At 69.3% G+C, this 21,494-nt stretch carries 13 protein-coding genes and 1 pseudogene; 7 read left to right on the plus strand and 7 right to left on the minus strand.

All coding sequences use genetic code 11. From position 1 onward, the window contains the following. The first annotated feature begins 136 nt into the window (after positions 1–136). The gene (locus tag DIE22_RS10535; protein WP_124498102.1) at positions 137–769 is read left to right on the plus strand and encodes a TetR family transcriptional regulator; all 633 of its coding nucleotides are present in this window, start codon (positions 137–139) and stop codon (positions 767–769) included. A gap of 96 nt (positions 770–865) precedes the next feature. Here DIE22_RS10535 and DIE22_RS10540 read toward each other — a convergent pair whose 3' ends face one another. Next, positions 866–2,353 carry a polyhydroxyalkanoate depolymerase gene (locus DIE22_RS10540; RefSeq protein ID WP_124605050.1) on the minus strand — a complete coding sequence of 496 codons (1,488 nt, stop codon included), beginning with the start codon at positions 2,351–2,353 and terminating at the stop codon, positions 866–868. 209 nt (positions 2,354–2,562) lie between these two features. Continuing rightward, a complete protein-coding gene (locus tag DIE22_RS10545; protein ID WP_124498104.1) occupies positions 2,563–4,392 on the minus strand; it encodes a glycoside hydrolase family 15 protein in 1,830 nt (609 codons plus the stop codon). A 166-nt stretch (positions 4,393–4,558) separates the two neighbouring features. Between DIE22_RS10545 and DIE22_RS10555 the strand changes: the two genes are divergently transcribed. Then, positions 4,559–5,806: a lactonase family protein gene (locus DIE22_RS10555; protein ID WP_124498105.1), complete on the plus strand. Its 1,248-nt coding sequence runs from the start codon at positions 4,559–4,561 to the stop codon at positions 5,804–5,806. Between the two features lie 108 nt (positions 5,807–5,914). Here DIE22_RS10555 and DIE22_RS39295 read toward each other — a convergent pair whose 3' ends face one another. From DIE22_RS39295 to DIE22_RS10565, 3 genes and pseudogenes are all read right to left on the minus strand, one after another. Further along, complete coding sequence (locus DIE22_RS39295; RefSeq protein WP_407061797.1) at positions 5,915–6,178, minus strand: DNA translocase FtsK; 264 nt, start codon at positions 6,176–6,178, stop codon at positions 5,915–5,917. After that, positions 6,175–10,876 (minus strand): annotated as a pseudogene (locus DIE22_RS38695) (DNA translocase FtsK); the annotation flags it as partial. The gene DIE22_RS39295 and the pseudogene DIE22_RS38695, both read right to left, overlap by 4 nt. A gap of 179 nt (positions 10,877–11,055) precedes the next feature. After that, positions 11,056–11,601 carry an META domain-containing protein gene (locus DIE22_RS10565; RefSeq protein ID WP_124498107.1) on the minus strand — a complete coding sequence of 182 codons (546 nt, stop codon included), beginning with the start codon at positions 11,599–11,601 and terminating at the stop codon, positions 11,056–11,058. A gap of 227 nt (positions 11,602–11,828) precedes the next feature. On the opposite strand from DIE22_RS10565, the gene purT reads away from it, so the two are divergent. The 4 genes from purT (at position 11,829) to DIE22_RS10590 (ending at position 15,732) form a co-directional block, all read left to right on the plus strand. After that, on the plus strand, positions 11,829–13,043 hold the full coding sequence (gene purT / locus DIE22_RS10570; protein WP_124605051.1) for a formate-dependent phosphoribosylglycinamide formyltransferase: 1,215 nt from the start codon (positions 11,829–11,831) through the stop codon (positions 13,041–13,043). 18 nt (positions 13,044–13,061) lie between these two features. After that, on the plus strand, positions 13,062–13,256 hold the full coding sequence (locus DIE22_RS10575; RefSeq protein ID WP_124498109.1) for a DUF6726 family protein: 195 nt from the start codon (positions 13,062–13,064) through the stop codon (positions 13,254–13,256). 82 nt (positions 13,257–13,338) lie between these two features. After that, on the plus strand, positions 13,339–13,722 hold the full coding sequence (locus DIE22_RS10580; RefSeq protein ID WP_124498110.1) for an MliC family protein: 384 nt from the start codon (positions 13,339–13,341) through the stop codon (positions 13,720–13,722). Positions 13,723–14,154: 432 nt separating this feature from the next. Continuing rightward, complete coding sequence (locus DIE22_RS10590; RefSeq protein ID WP_124605052.1) at positions 14,155–15,732, plus strand: DEAD/DEAH box helicase; 1,578 nt, start codon at positions 14,155–14,157, stop codon at positions 15,730–15,732. Between the two features lie 128 nt (positions 15,733–15,860). Here DIE22_RS10590 and gluQRS read toward each other — a convergent pair whose 3' ends face one another. Both gluQRS and DIE22_RS10600 read right to left on the minus strand, forming a co-directional pair. After that, positions 15,861–16,754: a tRNA glutamyl-Q(34) synthetase GluQRS gene (gluQRS, locus tag DIE22_RS10595; protein WP_124605053.1), complete on the minus strand. Its 894-nt coding sequence runs from the start codon at positions 16,752–16,754 to the stop codon at positions 15,861–15,863. 22 nt (positions 16,755–16,776) lie between these two features. Next, positions 16,777–17,634 carry a sulfurtransferase gene (locus DIE22_RS10600; protein ID WP_124498113.1) on the minus strand — a complete coding sequence of 286 codons (858 nt, stop codon included), beginning with the start codon at positions 17,632–17,634 and terminating at the stop codon, positions 16,777–16,779. A gap of 221 nt (positions 17,635–17,855) precedes the next feature. Between DIE22_RS10600 and dnaE the strand changes: the two genes are divergently transcribed. Further along, positions 17,856–21,389, plus strand: coding sequence for a DNA polymerase III subunit alpha (dnaE, locus tag DIE22_RS10605; protein ID WP_124498114.1), 3,534 nt, complete (start codon positions 17,856–17,858; stop codon positions 21,387–21,389). Positions 21,390–21,494 lie beyond the last annotated feature (105 nt).

Raw genomic sequence — 21,494 nt, forward strand, 5'->3', positions numbered from 1 at the left:
CGCATAATCGAACCGCTTTTTTGCAGGGGCTCAGCAGGAGGGCGGCCGCATGCGGCGCGCCCGTTCCAGGGCAGCCGGCGCCGAGGCGGTGGGGGTGCCGGTCCGGATCACGCGGCTCACATAGCAAAACGCCACCATGAATCAGCCAAAAATCAAAAGAGATCCTGAAGGTACACGCCGCCGCATCCTGATGGCGGCAGCCGAGGAGTTCGCGAGTGGAGGGCTGTTCGGCGCACGCGTCGATCAGATCGCGCGCCGGGCCGAAACCAACGAGCGCATGCTCTATTACTACTTCGGCAGCAAGGAGCAGCTGTTTACGGCCGTGCTCGAACACGCGTTCTCCGCGCTGACCGAGGCCGAGCGCGTGCTCGATCTCGATGGCGTCGCGCCCGTCGAAGCCGTCACGCGGCTCGCGCATTTCGTGTGGGACTACTACCGCGACCATCCGGAACTGCTGCGGCTCATCAACAACGAGAACCTGCACGAAGCGCGCTACCTGCACAAGTCGACGCGGATCCGCGAGATGATGTCGCCGATCGTCGCGAAGCTCGGCAACGTGCTGATACGCGGCCAGAAGGCCGGGCTGTTCCGCGGCGACGTCGATCCGCTGCACTTCTACGTGACGCTGTCGGGGCTCGGCTACTACATCGTGTCGAACCGCTTCACGCTCGCCGCGACGCTCGGCCGCGACTTCAGCGAAGCCGACGAGCGCGCGGAGATGGTCAGGATGAATACCGAGGTGCTGCTCGCGTATCTGCTGCGACGCTGAGCCGATGGGCCGATAGCGGCCCACCCGCGGCCGCCGGATGGAAAAACGCCGCCGTGCGCAAGCAACGGCGGCGTTTTTGCGTCGGAACGCGGGACGTCAGGCGGCCTTGCGCGCGCGAACGGGCTTGGCGCGCGTGCTGCCCGCGCGCTTCGCGGCCGGTGCGGCCTTCGCGATTGCCGTCTTGGCGGGCGCGACCGTCGCGGCCGGTGCCTTCGCGCGCGTGCGCTTCGCGGTGACGGTGCGCGCCGTCGCTTCAGGCTGCGGCTTGGCGGCAGGCACGGCGCCGATCGTCGTCGCGTCCTGTGCATCGGGGGGCAACTTCGTCGCGCCGTTCTTCGGTTCCGGCGCATGCTCGCGGATGAAGTCGCGCAGTTGCGGGTAGATGATCGTGCGCCAGCGGCGGCCCGAGAAGATCCCGTAGTGACCGCACTTCTCGGCGGTCAGGCTGCGGCGGTCGTCCTGCGGGATGCCCGTGCACAGCTCGTGCGCGACGTGCGTCTGGCCGCTGCCCGAGATGTCGTCGAGTTCGCCCTCGATCGTCATCAGCGCGGTGTGCTTGATGTCCTGCGGACGCACGCGCTCGCCTGCGACATCCCACGTGCCTTCCGCGAGCCGGAATTCCTGGAACACGACGCGGATCGTCTCGAGGTAGTACTCGGCGGCCATGTCGAGCACCGCGTTGTACTCGTCGTAGAAGCGGCGGTGCGCCTCGGCGTCGTCCTCGTCGCCGCGCAGCAGGCTCTGGTAGAAGTCCCAGTGCGATTGCGCGTGGCGTTCCGGGTTCATCGCGACGAAGCCCGTGTGCTGCAGGAAGCCCGGATACACGTGGCGGCCTTCGCCCGGATAGTTCGCGGGCACCGTGTGGATCACGTTGTTCTCGAACCACGCGGTCGAGTGCTGCGTCGCGAGCGAGTTCACCGACGTCGGGCTGCGGCGCGCGTCGATCGGGCCGCCCATCATCGTCATCGTGAGCGGCGTGTCCTCGCCGCGGCTCGCCATCAGCGAGATCGCCGCGAGCACCGGCACCGTCGGCTGGCACACGGAGATCACGTGCAGGTTGCGCGCGCCGATGTGACGGATGAATTCCTGGATGTACGCGATGTAGTCGTGCAGGTGGAACGGGCCGACCTCGACCGGCACCATCCGCGCGTCGATCCAGTCGGTGATGTACACCTTGTGATCCTGCAGCAGCGTGCGCACGGTGTCGCGCAGCAGCGTCGAGTGGTGGCCCGACAGCGGCGCGCAGACCAGCACGACCGGCTCGTCCTTCAGCTGCGTGACGGCGTCGGCGTCGTCCGAATAGCGCTTGAAACGCAGCAGCCGGCAGAACGGCTTCTCGACGATCGTCTGCTCGACGATCGGGATGTTGTGGCCGTCCTTGACGATCTGATGAAGGTTGAATTCGGGCTTCTCGTAATCCTTGCCGAGCCGGTACATCAGTTCGTAGGCGGCGGCCATCCGCGTCGCGCCAGGCACCAGCGAGAACGGGCTGGACGGATTGGCGAACGACTTGGAAGCGGCCTGGGCCCAGGCCGTGAGCGGGCTCAGCATGGCCCGCTGGAATTCGTGCAGTTGGTAAAGCATGCAGACTACTCCCGCTTGGGGGACGGTGCTGGGCGGCGTGGGGCGTCGCGGCGTGCCGTGTGGGTCAGCGACCGGCCATGGTGCAGTGCGGCCGGACAATCGAGTCGATCATATCGGACAACGATGAATGTTGCAATGCAACATTTCCTCGATTTTTCATCAAAGTTTTGCGAATTGACGATCTCTGACCAAGCTTGCCCCGCCGCCGGTCAGCGCCCCGTCGCCATGGCCGGCGCGGGCTGGCCCGCCGCGCGCGCCATTGCCTCTTCGTGGTGCATCAGGTTCATCGCGGTATGCACCAGCGCCACGTGCGAGAACGCCTGCGGGAAATTGCCGACGAGCCGGCCTTCCACCGGGTCGTATTCCTCGGCGAGCAGCCCGAGGTCGTTGGACAGCGCGAGCAGCCGGCTGAACAGCCGGTGCGCGTCGTCGATCCGGCCGAGCAGCGCGTAGTTGTCGACCAGCCAGAAGCTGCACGCGAGAAACGTGCCTTCGCCGGGCGGCAAACCGTCGTCGTACTCGGTCGTGCGGTAGCGCATCACGAGCCCGTCGTGCAGCAACTCCCGCTCGACCGCGTCGACCGTGCCGACGATGCGCGGGTCTTCCGGCGGCAGGAAGCCGAGCAGCGGCATCAGCAGCACGCTCGCGTCGAGCTCGTCGCTGCCGTAGCTCTGCGCGAACGCCTGCTTGCCTTCGTGCCAGGCGTTGTCGCACACGTCCGCGTGGATGCGGTCGCGCAGCGCGCGCCAGCGGTCGAGCGACGCGGGCAGCCGGAACATCTCCGCCGACTTGATCGCGCGGTCGAACGCGACCCACGCCATCACCTTCGAGAAGGTGAAATGACGGCGGCCGCCGCGCGTCTCCCAGATGCCCTCGTCGGGCTCCTGCCAGATCTTCTCGAGATGGTCGAGCAGCGCGCACTGCACGGACCATACCGTGTCGTCGGCCTGCAGGCCGCCCACGCGCGCGAGGTGCAGCGCGGCCATCACTTCGCCGAACACGTCGAGCTGGAGCTGGTTCGCGGCGCCGTTGCCCACGCGCACCGGTTTCGAATCCTGGTAGCCGGGCAGCCAGTCGAGTTCCATTTCCGGCAGCCGGCGCTCGCCCGCGATCCCGTACATGATCTGGATCTGCTCGGGCGAGCCGGCCATCACGCGGCCGAGCCACGTGCGCCACGCGCGCGCCTCGTCGTAGTAACCGCCGCGCATCAGCGCGAGCAGCGTGATCGTCGCGTCGCGCAGCCAGCAGTAGCGGTAGTCCCAGTTGCGGTTGCCGCCGATCTTCTCGGGCAGCGACGTGGTCGGCGCCGCGACGATGCCGCCGGTCGGCTCGTACGCGAGCGCCTTCAGCGTGATCAGCGAACGGCGCACGGCCGCCGCGTAGCGGCCCTGCACCTGGCAGCGGCCCGACCATTCGAGCCAGTAGTTCTCGGCGCGTGCGAGCAACGACAGCGGATCGCGCGCGGGCGGCAGCCGCAGGTGCGATGCCGCGTAGCTGAGCGAGAACGGCACGCGCTCGTCGGTGCTCACCGTGAATTCCGCGAGCGTATGGAGGTTCTTGCCGGTGAGCGCGACCGGCGTGCGCAGCACGACCGTATCCGGACCGGCGATTGCTTTCACCCCGTCCTCGCGCGACAGCTGCGTGACCCACGGAATCGAGAAACCGTAGTCGAAGCGCAACACCAGCTCCATGCGCATCTTCATCGTGCCGCGCCGGCCGACGACGATCCGCACGAGTTCCGACCAGCCATTGCCCGGCGGCATGAAGTCGATCACGGTGACGGCGCCGCCGGCGCTTTCGTAATCGGTTTCAAGGATCAGCGTGTCGCCACGGTAGCGGCGTGTCGTGTGCGTGATCGCGGCGTCGGCGGCCGGCGCGAGCAGCCAGCGGCCGTGCTCGGGGGTGCCGACCAGCGCCGCGAAACAGGCGCCCGAATCGAAGCGGGGCCAGCACAGCCAGTCGACGGAGCCGTCTTTCGAGATCAGCGCGGCGGTGTGGCCGTCGCCGACGAGGGCGTAGTCTTCGATCAGGGCAGGCATGGGCAAGCGGTCCTTGGGTTATTCGAGTTCACGATGCAGGCTGCGGCGCCCGGGCTTCACGCGTCGGCGTCGCGCCCCGTATACTCGGCCGGGCGGCGGAGCGCATGAACGGCCGGCGTTTCGTCCTATCTCAACACTTGAAGCGACTCGATGCAAGGAGGATTCAATGCCCAACCGTTTACGCGAGCATGACGCACGCGCTTCGACACGACGGTTCCCGCTTAGGCTCGCTCACTGGATGAAAGGTTTCGCGATCGTGCTTTCCCTGTCCGCGACCCACGCTTTCGCACAACAATCGCCGGCACCGGCCGACGGCGTCTACAACCTGCTCGTCGGCACCTATACGGGGCACGGCAGCGACGGGATCTATGTGTACCGCTTCGATACGAAAACGGGCAGCGTCGCGCCCGTGTCGTCGGCGAAGACCGTGAACCCGTCCTATCTGTTGCCGAGCCGCGACGGTCGCACCGTCTATGCGGTCAACGAACTGCCCGGCGACAATGGGCCGGCGGCGCAGCGCGGCGGCGTCAGCGCGTTCGGCTTCGATCCGAAGACGGGCACGCTCACGTTCATCGACCGCGTATCGTCGGAAGGGAACGATCCTTGCTATCTCGCGCTGTCGCCGGACGGCAAGTACCTTGTCACGGCCAACTACTCGGTCGCGGCCGATCCGGGCGGCAGCTTCGCGGTGTTCCCGGTCCGCGACGGCGGCGCGGTCGGCCCGGCCGTGCTGACGGCGCATCACGAAGGCACGGGGCCCGTGAAGGGGCGCCAGGACGGCGCGCACGTGCACTCGACGGTGTTCTCCCCGGATGGCCGCTACCTGTTCGTGCAGGATCTCGGCGCGGACAAGCTCTACGGCTACCGCTACACGGTGGACGGCAGCCGCGGGCTGATCAGCCCGACCGACACGCGCTACACGCCCGTGAAGGCCGGCTCCGGCCCGCGTCACCTGGTGTTCAGCGCCGACGGCCGGTTCGCGTACGTGACGAGCGAACTCAACGCCTCGGTCGAGGTGTTCGGTTACCACGACGGCAAGCTGACGCCGCTCGAGACGCTGCCGATGACGGTGCCGGGCTTCAAGGGCAAGGTCGGCGGCGGCGCGCTCCACCTGTCGCCGGACGGCCGCTTCCTGTACGCGAGCAACCGCGGCGACGTGAACGACATCGTGATCTACGCGGTGAACAAGGCCGACGGCCGGCTGAAGACCGTCGGCCGCCAGTCGAGCCTCGGCAAGACGCCGCGCGAATTCCTGATCGATCCGACCGGCAAGTGGCTGATCGTCGGCAACCAGGACAGCGACACGTTCTACGTGTTCAGCCGCGATGTCGAAACGGGGCAGCTCGGCCCGAATCCGCAGAAGGTGGCGCTCGGCAGCCCGGTCGACTTCAAGCTGGTGCCGGTCGCGCAGTAAATCGCGGTCCATGCAAGAAGGGCGCTGCCTCGGCAGCGCCCCCTTGGCGTTCGGGCGGCCGCTTGCGCGGCGCGCCCGTATCGGTCGGCGGCCGTGCGGCCGCCATGCTCAGTCGGCCGCGGCCGGCACGAGCACCTCGCGGCTGCCGTTGATGCCCATCGGCGACACGAGGCCGGCCGCTTCCATCTGCTCGACGAGGCGCGCGGCGCGGTTGTAGCCGATGCGCAGCTGGCGCTGCACCGACGAGATCGACGCGCGCCGCGTGCGCACGACGAACGCGACCGCTTCGTCGTACAGCGGATCGGCTTCCGCGTCCGGTGCGTCGCCGAACAGGTCCTGCGTCGCACCGTCGGCCGCCGGGCCGTCGAGAATCCCTTCCTCGTACTGCGGCTCGCCGAACTGCTTCAGGTATTCGACGATCCGGTGCACTTCCTCGTCCGCGACGAACGCGCCGTGCACGCGCTGCGGGTAGCCCGTGCCCGGCGGCAGGAACAGCATGTCGCCCTGGCCGAGCAGCGATTCGGCGCCCATCTGGTCGAGGATCGTGCGCGAGTCGATCTTCGACGACACCTGGAACGCGACGCGCGTCGGGATGTTCGCCTTGATGAGGCCGGTGATGACGTCGACGGACGGGCGCTGCGTCGCGAGGATCAGGTGGATGCCGGCCGCGCGCGCCTTCTGCGCGAGGCGGGCGATCAGCTCCTCGATCTTCTTGCCGGCGACCATCATCAGGTCGGCCAGCTCGTCGATCACGACGACGATCAGCGGCAGCTTCGACAGCGGCTCGGGATCCTCGGGCGTCAGCGAGAACGGGTTGCCGATCTTCTTTTCCTTCGCCTCCGCGTCGCGGAGCTTCTGGTTGAAGCCCGCGAGGTTGCGCACGCCGACGGCCGACATCAGCCGGTAGCGCTTCTCCATTTCGCCGACGCACCAGTTCAGCGCGTTCGCCGCGAGCTTCATGTCGGTGACGACCGGCGCGAGCAGGTGCGGGATGCCTTCGTAGACCGACAGCTCGAGCATCTTCGGGTCGATCATGATCAGGCGCACCTCCTCGGGCGTCGCCTTGTACAGCAGCGACAGGATCATCGCGTTGATCGCGACCGACTTGCCCGAGCCCGTCGTGCCGGCGACCAGCATGTGCGGCGCCTTCGCGAGATCGGTGACGACCGGGTGGCCGGTGATGTCCTTGCCCATCGCGATGGTCAGCTGCGACGCCGAATGCTGGTACTGGCGCGATTCGAGGATTTCCGACAGTCGAATCATCTGGCGTTTCGCGTTCGGCAGCTCGAGGCCCATGCAGGTCTTGCCGGGAATCGTCTCGACGACGCGGATCGACGTGAGGCCCAGGCCGCGCGACAGGTCCTTCATCAGGCCGACGATCTGGCTGCCGCGCACGCCGAGCGCGGGTTCGATCTCGAAGCGCGTGATCACCGGGCCTGCCGATGCGCCGACCACCGTCACCGGCACCTTGAACTCCTGCAGGCGCTGTTCGATCACCTGAGCCGTTTGCGCGAGGTGTTCCTCGGTGATCGTTTCGACGTCGCCGGAGGCGGGCTCGAGAAGATCGAGCGTCGGCAGTTCGACGTTGAATGACGCGGGCGCGTGGAATTCGAACGCGTTCGGGCGCGGCGGGCGCACCGCTGCGGCCGACGTGTCGGGGGCCGGGGCGCTCGATTCCGCGGGCGCGGCGGTATCGGCTGCAGTCGGCAGGGTGGCCGCGGGAAACGTTGTGGCCGGGAGCGGCGCGGTCGGGACGGGCGTGCCGGTCGTCGCGGGCGTTGCGCCGGCGCCGGCGCCGGGCATGGCCCAGCTCGCCGGCGAAGCGGCGGGAGCCAGCGGGGTGGCGAACGGCTGGGCCTGCGCCGGGGCGGACACGACGGCTTGCGACGGTGTCGCCGCGTCGACGGCTGCGCTAGGCGCGGAGAGGGTCGGCAATGCCGGCGCCGACGGGGGCGCCGCGGCCGGGCTCGTCGGGGCGAGTGCGCCGGAAGACGATGCCGGAACGGCGGCGGCAGGCGCGATGCCGGTTGCCGTTAGCGCTGCGCCAGTCGGCATGGACGGTTGACCGATCGCCGAAGGCGTGGCCGATGCGGCCGGCGTTGCGGTAAAGGGGCTACCCGACGCAGCGGAAGACCCGGCGGCAGGCGGCACCGGCGTGCTTGGCGCCGGTTGCGATGCGATTGCGCCGAAGGACGTGCCGGCCGATGCCGGGGCCGGGGTGGCCGCTGCGGTCGGAGCTGTCGCGACAGTCTGCGCGGTGGTCGTGCCTGAGGCGCCTGTCGCAGACGTCGCGGCCGCTGCGAACGGCGCGGATACGGGAGGCAGCGCCGTGATCGGGCTGGACGCGCCCACGGCGGACATCGGGACGGATGCCGCCCCTGCCGCGGTCGGTGTGGACCCGAAAGGCTGCGCGGCGGCCGATCCGGAAGCGCTGGTTGCCGACGCCGGGACGGAAGCCGCAGCCGCGCTTGGCGCGGCGGCGAAAGGCTGTGCGGCGGCCGGACCAGAGGTGCCGGTCACCGGTGTCGGGACAGCCGCCGCCGCGGGGGCGGACGGCTGCGTGGAGGGCAGGGCGGAGGCGCCCGTCGAAGGCTTCTCGGCCAGCGTCGTCGGTGCGGGCACTGGCGTCACCGTGCCGGATGCCGGGCCCGCAGCGCCGATCGCCGACGATGCAGCCGCCGGCGTACGATCGCTGGAAGCGTGGGTGGTGTCCGTCATACCCGCCGGCGTGGACGGCGCAACCGAGGCAACGGGTGCTGCCGATGCGGCCGGTTGCGACAGCGAACCGGACGCCGTGTTCGTTACGCCGGCAAACGAACGTGTGGCGGTGACAGGCGTGCTGTCCGAGATGTTCGCCGGTGCCGGCGCAGCAGAACCGGGCGCGGTGCCGACAGGCGACGACGCGCCAGCTGCCGAGGCCGTCTGCGCTGCCGCGAAGGGTTCCGCGGGCAACGGCTTCGACCACGACACGGGCGCAGTGCCATTCGCGCAAGCCGGTTCAGTGCTCGAGGAGGTCGACGCCGCAGGCGTCGGCGGCGTCGCACGTTGCGTGTCTGCGGGCAACGGCGCGGCTTCGCCGGCCTGCTGTTCCGCTGCGTTCCAGACCGTTCCCGTCACGGCGTCGGCCGGTGCGGGATTCGAAGCGGCCAAGGACGCCGTCGTTGCCGCTGCGACGGGCATCGCGTCGGCCAGCGGACGCGCCGGCGTTGCAGCGCCCGACGACGCGGGGAGGCGCGTGATCGGCGCAACCTGCTGGACGGGCTTCACGCCGTCGGGGGTTGCGGTTGCGTCTTGTTTCGCGTCGACCGCTACGGCGGTATCGGCAGGATGCGCGGATTGCGATTGGAACTGGCCGACGATCCCGGCGGCCGTTGCCGCATCCCTCGCATCGACGGGGTGACCCGTGTCGCTTGCCGTCGGTGCGACGACGGCCGCAGGCGCTTCGACGGCCGCGGGTGCCGTCACCGGCTCGCCCGTGCCCGACAGCGGTGCGGCAACCGGGCTTGGGTGCAACGCGCCGAATCCGGAAACCGGCTGGCTGACGATGTCTTCCCATGGCGCGAAGTCGATCGGCGCATCGAATACCGGCGCGGCAGCGACATCGGCGTCATGCCGATGCTCGCCGTCCGCATGACGCGTCGGCGCATTGGCCTCGCTGCCGAGATCAGACATGGCATGCCGCGCCGTCTCACCGAACGCCGGGGTGCCGGTATCGACTGCATCAACAGCAGGCGCGCGCAGGCTCGACTCGGCCGGCATGAACGCATCCAGCACGATCGGTGGGTCGTCGTCGTATGCCGCCGGCGCGGCGGCGAGCGCGTCCGGACGGCCTGCGTCGTGGGGGGCGACCTGATGCGCATCCGGAACGACCGCGGCCGGTACGGCCGTCGATGCCGACGCGGCCACGCTGCCTGCCGCGGCAACCGAGCCGGCCTCGGTCGCTGCGGCGGCCGGCGCCGGCGACGCATCGGCCGACCGTACACCGTCCAGCGCCGCCCACTGCGCGGTGCTGGCCTCGATGGAGCGTAGCGTGTCGTGAACGCTCGGCGCCGGCGTGATCGGCTCCGCGGGCTGTTGCACCCACGCGTAGAGCGGCGCGCGTGCCGGTGTCGGCGGCGCGGGGCGGCGTCGTGCCGCATCCGGCGACTGGCCGGCGGCGCCGGCTCCCGTTGCCGGGGTGACTGGGCGCGCGGGCGTGCGCGGCGGTGTCGCGCCGACCGGGCGCGGCGTGACCGCGGTGCGCGGCGCGGCCGGCTGCTTCAGCGCGGCCGCGGCCGGTCGCGCGGTGGCCGGTTGCGGCCGAACCGGCTCGAACCCGGCCGGAAGCGGGGCCGGGTTGGGGCGCGCTACCTGTGCGTTCGCGGCGGCGCGCGCGAGGCTGGCGGTGCTGCCGGTCGTCGGGGGCGGCATCGCACTCGTCGTGCCCGGTGCGGGCGGCGCGGGCATGCGACTGGCCGGCGTCGGCTTCAGCCAGCCCGACGGCGCGACCGGCTCCGCGAGCGGACGCGGCGCGGCCTTGCTGCGCGGCGTCGGCCGGGCCTGCGGATCGGGTTTCCAAAGCGTCGGGCGCGAATACCGGCCGTTCTGCCGCGGCGCCATCGAGTTGACGGTATGGGCGGTGGTCGGCTGCACGATGTCGTCGTCGCGGTGCAGCGCGCTGCGCGGCAGGTCGGCGACGCCGCGCACATCGTCGTCGTCGACGTCACGCGCGAGCTTCACGCCGAACGACGTGTCGACCCACGCGGCGAACTGCCGCCAGCCGATGCCGGTCAGCCAGGGCAGGCCCGCGAACAACAGCACGACCATCGCGACCGGCGTGCCGATCGGGCCGAGCAGATGCGCGAAGCCGTTCGAGAACGCGTGGCCGAGCGCATTCGTGTCGGGGCCCGACAACGGGCTCGTCAGCGCGCAGCTTGCGACGAACACGGCCGCGAAGCCGAGCCACAGGCGAATCGAGCCGCGCCCGGCGAGTCCGCCGCCGCCGGGCAGCATCGCCTGAACGAGACGCCAGAAGAGAAGGAGGAACCAGACGGCGGAGATGCCGAACCAGCCGAAGACAACCGTGTGCATGCTTTGATGAAACAGGAAGAGGGCGGGAGCGCGGTGCGCGACCCGCCGAGTTTAACCGGCCGGCGAACAGGACTCTAAGGCAGCATGAAGGCGTCGATGCGCTTTCATGCGGCGGGACGCATGCGTCCGGGATCCGCGCGTGGCGAAGGCGGCCGGGCGGCCTTCGCCCGCGCGCTGCATCAGGGGCTCCGGCGCGTGAAGGTCAGCGTCGCGCCGGCTTCGGTCACGATCTGCAATTGCTGCGGCTCGCGCATCTGCACGCCGGTCTTCCCGATGTGCGCGAGCGCATCGAGGTACGCGTGCTCGAGCTGGCCGCCGAGCGCGTTCGGGCATGCCATGCGCGTGCCGGCGAGCGGCCCGAAGCTCAGCAGGCCGTTCTTGAGCGCATAGGTACCCATGTAGCGGTTGCAGCCCGAAAAGCCGCTGGCGCGCCGGACGCCCGATTCAGTGGACAGCGCGAGCTTGATCGGCTCGCCGTTGTCGCCGTGCGGAATCGTGCGCGGCGTGCCGTCGGCGTTCAGCCAGCTCGTGAGCTCCCAGCTCGTGTCGTCGAGCAGCTGGACGGCGGCGGGGTTGTACGGGTCGGGTGCGGGGGCGGCGGAATCGGGGTGGGTCGGCATCGCGCAGGCGGCGAGAAGCGTGGCAAGCGTCAGCGTGCAGAGCGGCGCGCGCAACGGGCGAAGCAGGCCGGTGCGTGCGCGTGCGGCTGCGGACAGGTGGGACATGAGCCTCGTTCCTCATCGGATTCTGATCAAGGCGTAAGAGTAACGCACCCGCCCCGCGCGAGGCGAGCCGACACTTCGCGCGTGAAAACGTTCGCAGCCCGCCCGCGGGCCGCGCGCGGCGGGGCAGCGGCGCGACGAAACCGGCCGAACCGGTGCGGGTGCGCGTGGGGTGCGCGTGTTAACATCGAAGCCGTTTTCGTCCTCCAACAGAACCAGCGGGAAATCACATGCAGATCGGTCAGCGGCTCGGTACGCCGCTTTCTCCCTCGGCCACGCGCGTCATGCTGCTCGGCGCGGGCGAACTCGGCAAGGAAGTCATCATCGCGTTGCAGCGGCTCGGCGTCGAAGTCATCGCGGTCGACCGCTACCCGGACGCGCCGGGCCACCAGGTCGCGCATCGTGCGCACGTGATTGACATGACCGACGCCGCCGCGCTGCGCGCGGTCGTCGAGGCCGAGCGTCCGCACCTGATCGTGCCGGAGATCGAGGCGATCGCGACCGACGCGCTCGCGGCGATCGAGGCGGCCGGCCTGGCCGAGGTGATCCCGACCGCACGCGCGACGCAGCTCACGATGAACCGCGAAGGCATCCGCCGGCTCGCGGCCGAGGAGCTCGGGCTGGCAACTTCGCCGTACGCGTTCGCGGAGTCGTTCGACGCGTTCAGCGCGGCCGTCGCGCAGATCGGCATGCCGTGCGTCGTGAAGCCGGTGATGTCGTCGTCGGGCAAGGGGCAGTCGGTCGTGCGGACCGAAGCCGACGTGAAGCCCGCGTGGGACTACGCGATGGCGGGTGGCCGCGTGAACCACGGCCGCGTGATCGTCGAGGGCTTCATCGATTTCGACTACGAGATCACGCAGCTGACGGTGCGTGCGATCGACCCGGCGACGCTCGAGACGTGCACCTACTTCTGCGAGCCGGTCGGCCACGTGCAGGTGGCGGGCGACTACGTCGAATCGTGGCAGCCGCAGCCGATGAGCGCGCTCGCGCTGGAAAAGTCGCGCGAGATCGCGCACCGGGTGACCGAGGCGCTCGGCGGGCGCGGGATGTTCGGCGTCGAGCTGTTCGTGCGCGGCGACGACGTCTGGTTCTCCGAGGTGAGCCCGCGGCCGCACGACACCGGCCTCGTCACGCTCGCGTCGCAGCGCCAGTCGGAGTTCGAACTGCACGCGCGCGCGATTCTCGGGCTGCCGGTCGATCCGACGCTCGGTTCGCCGGCCGCGTCGGCGGTGATCTACGGCGGGCTCGACGAGCGCGGCATCGCGTTCGAGGGCGTGCGCGACGCGCTGGCCGTGCCGGGCGCCGACCTGCGCCTGTTCGGCAAGCCGGAAAGCTTTGCGAAGCGGCGCATGGGCGTCGCGCTCGCGACCGGCGCGACCGTCGACGAAGCCCGCGAACGCGCGAAGCGCGCCGCGGCGGCCGTGCGGCCCGTGTCGGCGCGCTGACCGGACCAGGAGAGAAAGATGGCGTCGGCATTGCGGCGGATCGGACGTATCGGGAAGCTCGGCGCCGCGCTGGCGCTGGTCGCGAGTCTCGCGGGGTGCGGCCTCGCGGCCGCGCCGTGCCGGGTCGTGTCGGCCGGGCTGAAGATCGTGCCGGTCGTCGGCCATGTGGCGGCCGCGCCGACCGACGCGTGCGCCGACGTCATCGATCCCTGAGCGACCAACCATCGACACATGACCAACGATGACAGCGCGCCCCGCGAGGGCGCGCTGTCACCCGTCCCGTGAGAGGACCTGCATGATTCGCCAAACCGTCACCGCGCTCGCGCTGGCCGGCACCGCCGTTTCCGTCGCGCATGCCGCGCAACTGACCGTCGAGGAAATCGACGCCGATGCGCGCCAGCAGACCGTCTATCAGTGCGCGAACCAGAAGCAGCCGGTACGCGTGTCGTACTGGCGCGCGGGCAACGGCCAGAGCTTCGCGCTGGTGCCGGTCAACGGGCAGCAGCTGTTGTTCGTCGACACCGTTTCGGCATCGGGCGTGCGTTACCAGGCCGGACGCTATACATGGTGGACGAAGGGCAAGGAAGGGACGCTGCGCGACGAGATCGCCGACCCGCATGCGGCACCGCTGCTTGGCGACTGCGTACAGGTCGAAAAGAAGAAAAAGAACCAGGGCTGAGCGCTGCGCGTGATCGGATGCGTCATGCGAGCGTGCCGATCGCCGTAACCGGCGCGGCCAGCCGGGTGGGGTCCCGAACCCGACGGTGGCTCGGGCCGCGTCCCGGACTCGCTGGCCGCCTGGTGATTGTTCGATCGACGTGACCGGGATTTGACCCCGAATGCCGGCCGTCGGCCAATGGGGATAGTCCGACTGCCCAACGCATCGCCCGCGCCCAGCCTGCCGGCGCATGCCGCGAACCGTCATCGGGGCTGTTCGCGGTGTTGTCACGGACAGATGGCCGCGCAGTGCTACAATACGCCCCTTTCCGCCGGCATTCGCGCCGAACGGAGTCCGCACGGCCTGTGGCGCCCGCTGTTCGAATCGAACCGGTCCCAAGCGCCAGAGCGGCGCCGCGCGGCGCGCCGCGGCTCCGTCTACTTCCGAAATGAGATGAGCGCAGGCCCGGCCGGCCTGACGCACGATGTCCCCGCCGCGCCTTTTGAGCGAAACGCCACCATGTCCGATTCTGTCGCCAAGCCAGCCGACGCAACCTTCGATCAATTCGGCCTTGCCGCCGATATCCTGAAAGCCATTGCGGAGCAGGGCTATACGACGCCGACGCCGATCCAGGCGCAGGCCATTCCGGTCGTGCTCGCCGGCCGCGACGTCATGGGCGCCGCGCAAACGGGTACCGGCAAGACCGCGAGCTTCTCGCTGCCGATCATCCAGCGGCTGCTGCCGCAGGCCAACACGAGCGCGTCCCCGGCGCGCCACCCGGTGCGCGCGCTGATCCTCACGCCGACCCGCGAACTCGCCGACCAGGTCGCCGCGAACGTGCACGCGTACGCGAAGCACACGCCGCTGCGCAGCGCGGTCGTGTTCGGCGGCGTCGACATGAATCCGCAGATGGCCGAGCTGCGCCGCGGCGTCGAGATCCTGATCGCGACGCCGGGCCGCCTGCTCGACCACGTGCAGCAAAAGACCGCGAACCTCGGTCAGGTCCAGATCCTCGTGCTCGACGAAGCCGACCGGATGCTCGACATGGGCTTCCTGCCCGACCTGCAGCGCATCCTGAACCTGCTGCCGAAGGAGCGCCAGACGCTGCTGTTCTCGGCGACGTTCTCGGGCGAAATCAAGAAGCTCGCGTCGACCTACCTGCGCAGCCCGCAGACGATCGAAGTCGCGCGCAGCAACTCGACCAACGCGAACGTCACGCAGATCGTCTACGACGTCGCCGAAGGCGACAAGCAGGCCGCCGTCGTGCAACTGCTGCGCGATCGCGGGCTCAAGCAGGTGATCGTGTTCTGCAACAGCAAGATCGGCGCGAGCCGGCTGGCCCGCAACCTCGAGCGCGACGGCGTGGTCGCATCGGCGATCCACGGCGACAAGACGCAGATCGAGCGGATGCAGGCACTCGATGCGTTCAAGCGCGGCGAGATCGAGGCGCTGGTCGCGACCGACGTGGCCGCGCGCGGTCTCGACATCGCCGAACTGCCGGCCGTGATCAACTTCGACCTGCCGTTCAACGCGGAAGACTACGTGCACCGGATCGGCCGCACGGGCCGCGCGGGCGCGACGGGCGATGCGCTGTCGCTGTGCAGCCCGAACGAGCGCAAGCAGCTCGCCGATATTGAAAATCTGATCAAGCGTCCGCTCGACGTGCAGACGCTCGCGCTCGACAAGCCGGCGCGTCATCGTCAAGACGACCGTGGCGGCGAGCGCAGTGAGCGCGGTGAGCGTAGCGAGCGCGGTGAGCGCGGTGAGCGTAGCGGCGATCGCGGCGGCCGGCGCGAGCGCGACGAGCATCGCGGTGCGTCGGGGCGTCGTTCGGGCGGTTCCGAGCGCGGCCATCACCGTCGCCACGAGGCGCCGGTCGACGATTTCTTCCTGAAGCCGTACGAACCGTCGGCACCGGCGACGCAGCCGGAAGAGACGAAGTCCGCGCAGCAGCCCGAGAAGAAGGGGCCGAAGCGTCAGGTCGCCGCGCTGCTCGGCGGGTTCGGGATGCCGCGCAAGCCGTCGGCGTAAGCGGGCGGTTCAGGCGGTCGGTGCGGCGCGTGAGCGCTGCCGCACAAGCGGGTGCATGCGATGAGCATGTGCCCGTTTTTCATTGGGCGAGACGATGGCGAAGGGGCGAGAGGCGGCCTGCGGGCGATTCAACCGGCGCGCGGCCCGAAGCGCCGTGCCCACGCATCGGTCGCGGCCGCGTAGAACGCATCCAGCGTATCGCCCGGTGGGTCGCCATCGGCCGCAAGGCCGAGATGCGCGGCGGCCGCCCGCAGCGCCGGCAGCGGATCGTCGCGTTCGAGCGCGATCGCACCCGTCTGCTTGCTGAGCTTTTCGCCGTTCGCATCGACGACGACGGGCACATGCAGGTAGCCGGGCGTCGGCACGCCGAGGCAGCGCTGCAGATAGATCTGGCGCGCGGTCGAATCGAGCAGGTCGGCGCCGCGCACGACGTGCGTGATGCCAGCGTCGGCATCGTCGACCACGACCGCGAGCTGATACGCCCATTGGCCGTCCGCACGCTTCAGCACGAAATCGCCGACGTCGGTCGCGAGGTTCTGCGCTTGCATGTGCTGCCAGCGGTCGTCGAACGTGACGATCGCATCGGCGCCGTCCGGCACGCGCAGCCGCCATGCACGCGCGGGCTTGCCGTGCAGGCCGGAGCGGCAGGTGCCCGGGTACGCGAGCGTCGTGTGGCGCTCGTGCGCGGCGCGCAGCGAATCGGCGATTTCCCTGCGCGTGCAGCCGCACGGGTAGACGAGCCCCGCGGCGACGAGCCGTTCGAGCGCGGCCGCATAGGCGGCATCGCGCGTGCTTTGCCAGACGGGTGGCTCGTCGGGCGTCATGCCGAAATGCGCGAGCGTCGCGAGGATGTCGTCGGCGGCACCGGGCACCGTGCGCGGGCCGTCGATGTCCTCGATGCGCACGAGCCACGCGCCGCCGTGTGCACGCGCGTCGAGCCAGCTCGCGAGCGCACCGACCAGCGAGCCGAAATGCAGCGGGCCGGTGGGCGACGGCGCGAAGCGGCCGCGGTAGCCGTTCATCGGGGCGCGGAGCGACGCGCGCCTACGCGGCGGCGCTGGCTGCCTGCGCGCAGGCCGGGCACGACTTGCCGGGCACGTAGCTCGGCGATTGCTGGGCTTCCGGCGTGACGACCGCGCGGCACGCGAAGCACGTGACGTTCTCGGTCGGCTGCAGCTGCGGGTTCAGCGCGGTGCGGTAGTCGAACACGAAGCAGTCGCCGTGATAGTGCGCGCCGCCGACTTCCTCGAAATACTTCAGGATTCCGCCCTCGAGCTGGTACACGTTCTCGATGCCGATTTCCTTCATGTGGATCGCCGCCTTCTCGCAGCGGATCCCGCCGGTGCAGAACGACACGACCGTCTTGCCCTCGAGATCGGCGCGGTTCGTGTCGATCACTTCCGGGAACTCGCTGAACTTGTCGATCCGGTAGTCGAGCGCGTCGTCGAACGTGCCGACGTCCACTTCGAATGCATTGCGCGTGTCGAGCATCACGACCGGGCGGCCGGCATCGTCGTGGCCGCGGTCGAGCCACGCCTTCAGCGTGCGCGCGTCGACCGACGGCGCGCGGCCGAGCTCGGGCTGGATCGCCGGCTTCTTCATCGTGATGATCTCGCGCTTCAGGCGCACGAGCATCCGCCGGAACGGCTGCGAATCGGACAGGCTCTCCTTGAACTGCAGCGTCGCGAACTTGCCTTCGAACAGCGGATCGTGGCGGATGTAGTCGATGAACGCATCGGCCGCTTCGCGCGGGCCGGCGATGAACAGGTTGATGCCTTCCGGCGCGAGCAGGATCGTGCCGCGCAGGCCGAGTTCGTTGCAGCGCGCGGTGACGAGCGGGCGCCATTGCTCGGTCGCGTCGAGCGACACGAAGTGGTAGGCGGCGAGGTTGACGATGGTCATGATGGTCCGACGGAAAACGGCCGCGGCCGTGCGGCGGGCGCACGGCGGCCCCGCAAAAAAGGGTGCGAAGCCGGGGCGATGATTCGAAAACCCGTATTATCCCGCAAACTGCGCATGCGCCGGCACCTGAGCGTTCGGCCGACGTCGCGGGCATCGGCCGAACGGCCGGGCGCGGGGATTTTTTGGGCAGCCTGCGCGACGACGCGGCTACAATAACGCCCATGTCAGATCCCCGCTTCGTCCATCTTCGCGTTCACTCCGAATTCTCGATTGCCGACGGCATCGTGCGTCTCGACGACATCGTCCAGGCGGCGGCCGCAGACGGCCAGGGCGCGCTCGCCCTCACCGATCTTGGCAACGCATTCGGCCTCGTCCGTTTCTACCAGGAAGCCCGCGGCAAGGGCATCAAGCCGATCGCCGGCTGCGACGTCTGGATCACCAATCCGGACGATCGCGACAAACCGTCGCGCCTGCTGCTGCTGGTGAAGGACAAGGTCGGCTACCTGAACCTGTGCGAGCTGCTGTCGAAGGCGTGGCTCACGAACCAGTACCGCGGCCGCGCGGAACTCGACGCGAGCTGGCTCGACGGCGAACTGTCGCAAGGGCTGCTCGCGCTGTCGGGCGCGCAGCAGGGCGATATCGGGCTCGCGTTCGCGGCCGGCAACGAGGAAGCCGCGCGCCGTCATGCCGAGCGCTGGGCGAAGGTGTTCCCGGGCGGTTTCTACATCGAGCTGCAGCGTTACGGCCAGCCGGGCGCCGAGGCGTACATCCAGCAGGCTGCGACGCTCGCCGCGTCGCTGAAGCTGCCGGTCGTCGCGACGCATCCGACGCAGTTCATGACCGACGACGATTTCACCGCGCACGAAGCGCGCGTGTGCATCTCGGAAGGCGACATGCTCGCGAATCCGCGGCGCCAGAAGCGCTTCACGACCGACCAGTACTTCCGCACGCAGGACGACATGGCCGCGCTGTTCGCCGACCTGCCGTCGGCGATCGCGAACACGGTCGAGATCGCGAAGCGCTGCAACCTGAAGCTCGAGCTCGGCAAGCCGAAGCTGCCGCTGTTCCCGACGCCGGACGGCATGTCGCTCGACGACTACCTGGTCCAGCTGTCGAAGGAAGGGCTCGAGAAGCGCCTCGAACAGCTGTATCCGGATGCCGCGGAGCGTGACGCGCAGCGCGACACGTACTACAAGCGGCTCGAATTCGAGTGCGGGACCATCACGAAGATGGGCTTCCCGGGCTACTTCCTGATCGTTGCCGACTTCATCAACTGGGCGAAGAACAACGGCGTGCCGGTCGGCCCGGGCCGCGGCTCGGGTGCCGGTTCGCTGGTCGCGTACGCGCTCGGCATCACCGATCTGGACCCGCTGCGCTACAACCTGCTGTTCGAGCGATTCCTGAATCCGGAGCGCGTGTCGATGCCCGACTTCGACATCGACTTCTGCCAGCACGGCCGCGATCGCGTGATCCAGTACGTGAAGGAGAAATACGGCGCGGACGCCGTGTCGCAGATCGCCACCTTCGGCACGATGGCCGCGAAGGCGGCCGTGCGCGACATCGGCCGCGTGCTCGATCTCGGCTACATGTTCACCGACGGCGTCGCGAAGCTGATCCCGTTCAAGCCGGGCAAGCACGTGACGATCGCCGACGCGATGAAGGAAGAGCCGCAACTGCAGGAGCGCTACGACCACGAGGACGAAGTGCACCAGCTGCTCGACCTCGCGCAGCGCGTCGAGGGCCTGACACGCAACGTCGGGATGCACGCGGGCGGCGTGCTGATCGCGCCCGGCAAGCTGACCGATTTCTGTCCGCTGTACACGCAGGGCGACGACGGCGGCGTCGTCAGCCAGTACGACAAGGACGACGTCGAAGCCGTCGGCCTCGTGAAGTTCGACTTTCTGGGTCTCACGACCCTGACGATCCTCGACTGGGCCGAGCGCTACATCCGGCGCCTCGATGCGTCGAAGGCCGACTGGTCGCTCGCGCAGGTGCCGCTCGACGATCCGGCATCGTTCCAGATCCTGAAGAAGGCCAACACGGTCGCCGTGTTCCAGCTGGAAAGCCGCGGGATGCAGGGCATGCTGAAGGACGCGCAGCCCGACCGCTTCGAGGACATCATCGCGCTCGTGTCGTTGTACCGTCCGGGCCCGATGGACCTGATCCCGAGCTTCTGCGCACGGAAGCACGGCCGCGAGAAGGTCGACTATCCGGATCCGCGCGTCGAACCCGTCCTGAAAGAGACCTACGGCATCATGGTCTATCAGGAGCAGGTGATGCAGATGGCGCAGATCATCGGCGGCTACTCGCTCGGCGGCGCCGACTTGCTGCGTCGCGCGATGGGCAAGAAGAAGCCCGAGGAGATGGCCAAGCACCGCGAGATCTTCGCCGAGGGTGCGGCGAAGAACGGCCTCACGCGCGAGAAGTCCGACGAGATCTTCGACTTGATGGAGAAGTTCGCGGGCTACGGCTTCAACAAGTCGCACGCGGCGGCCTACGCACTGCTCGCGTATTTCACCGCGTGGCTGAAGGCGCACCATCCGGCCGAATTCATGGCGGCCAACATGACGCTCGCGATGGACGACACCGACAAGGTGAAGATCCTGTTCGACGACTGCGTCGTGAACAACCTCGCGGTGCTGCCGCCGGACATCAACCAGTCGCATTACCGGTTCGAGCCGGTCGCCGAAGCCGACGGCAAGCGCTCGCGCACGATCCGCTACGGCCTCGGCGCAGTGAAGGGCAGCGGCCAGAACGCGATCGAGGAAATCCTGCGTGCGCGCGAGGAAAAGCCGTTCAGCGACCTGTTCGACTTCTGTGAGCGGATCGACCGGCGCGTCGTCAACCGCCGCACGGTCGAGGCGCTGATCCGCGCCGGCGCGTTCGATTCGCTGAACGCGAACCGCGCGCAGATGCTCGCGTCGGTGCCGCTCGCGATGGAAGCGGCCGAGCAGGCCGCGGCGAACGCGATGCAGGCTGGCCTGTTCGACATGGGGGCCGAGTCGCCGCACGCGCATGCGCTCGTCGACGAACCCGCGTGGGACGACAAGCGCCGCCTGCAGGAAGAGAAGGGCGCGCTCGGCTTCTACCTGTCAGGCCACCTGTTCGACGCGTATCGCGACGAAGTGCGCCGGTTCGTGCGGCAGAAGGTCGGGGACCTGAAGGAAGGGCGCGACAAGCTCGTCGCGGGCATCATCGCGTCGCTGCGCACGCAGATGACCCAACGCGGCAAGATGCTGATCGCATTGCTCGACGACGGTTCGGGCCAGTGCGAGATCACGATCTTCAACGAGCAGTTCGAGGCGAACAAGGCGCTGTTCAAGGAAGACGAGCTGCTGATCGTGCAGGGGCAGGCGCGCAACGACGCGTTCACCGGCGGCATCCGCTTCACGGCCGACACGGTGATGGATCTCGAGCGCGCGCGCAGCCGCTACGCGCAGGCGGTGCGGCTCACGATGAACGGTAATGCCGATGCGGCGGCGCTGCGCCGCGTGCTCGAGCCGCACGTGTCGAAGGACGATCCGGCGGCCGCGCCCGCGGTCGAGGCGCCCGCGCCGCGCGGCGGCGGGCGCGACGGCGGCCGTCGCCCGCAGGCACCGCTGCCGAACGGGCTCGCGGTCCAGGTTCACTACCGCAATGCGCGCGCGCAGGGCGAAATGCGTCTTGGCGACGCGTGGCGCGTGAAGCCGAGCGACACGCTGCTCGCGGAGCTGCGCGCGACATTCGACGGCAGCGTCGTCGAAATCACGTACTGACCGCGTCCCCACCTGACGGTGTCGCATCCGCGGCCCGTCGCATCGCCATCGTGCGGTGCGGCGGGCCGTTTTCATTTTGGCGGATGCTTGGGACTGTCATCCGGA

Source organism: Burkholderia sp. Bp9142 (assembly GCF_003853415.1).
GTDB lineage: Bacteria > Pseudomonadota > Gammaproteobacteria > Burkholderiales > Burkholderiaceae > Burkholderia.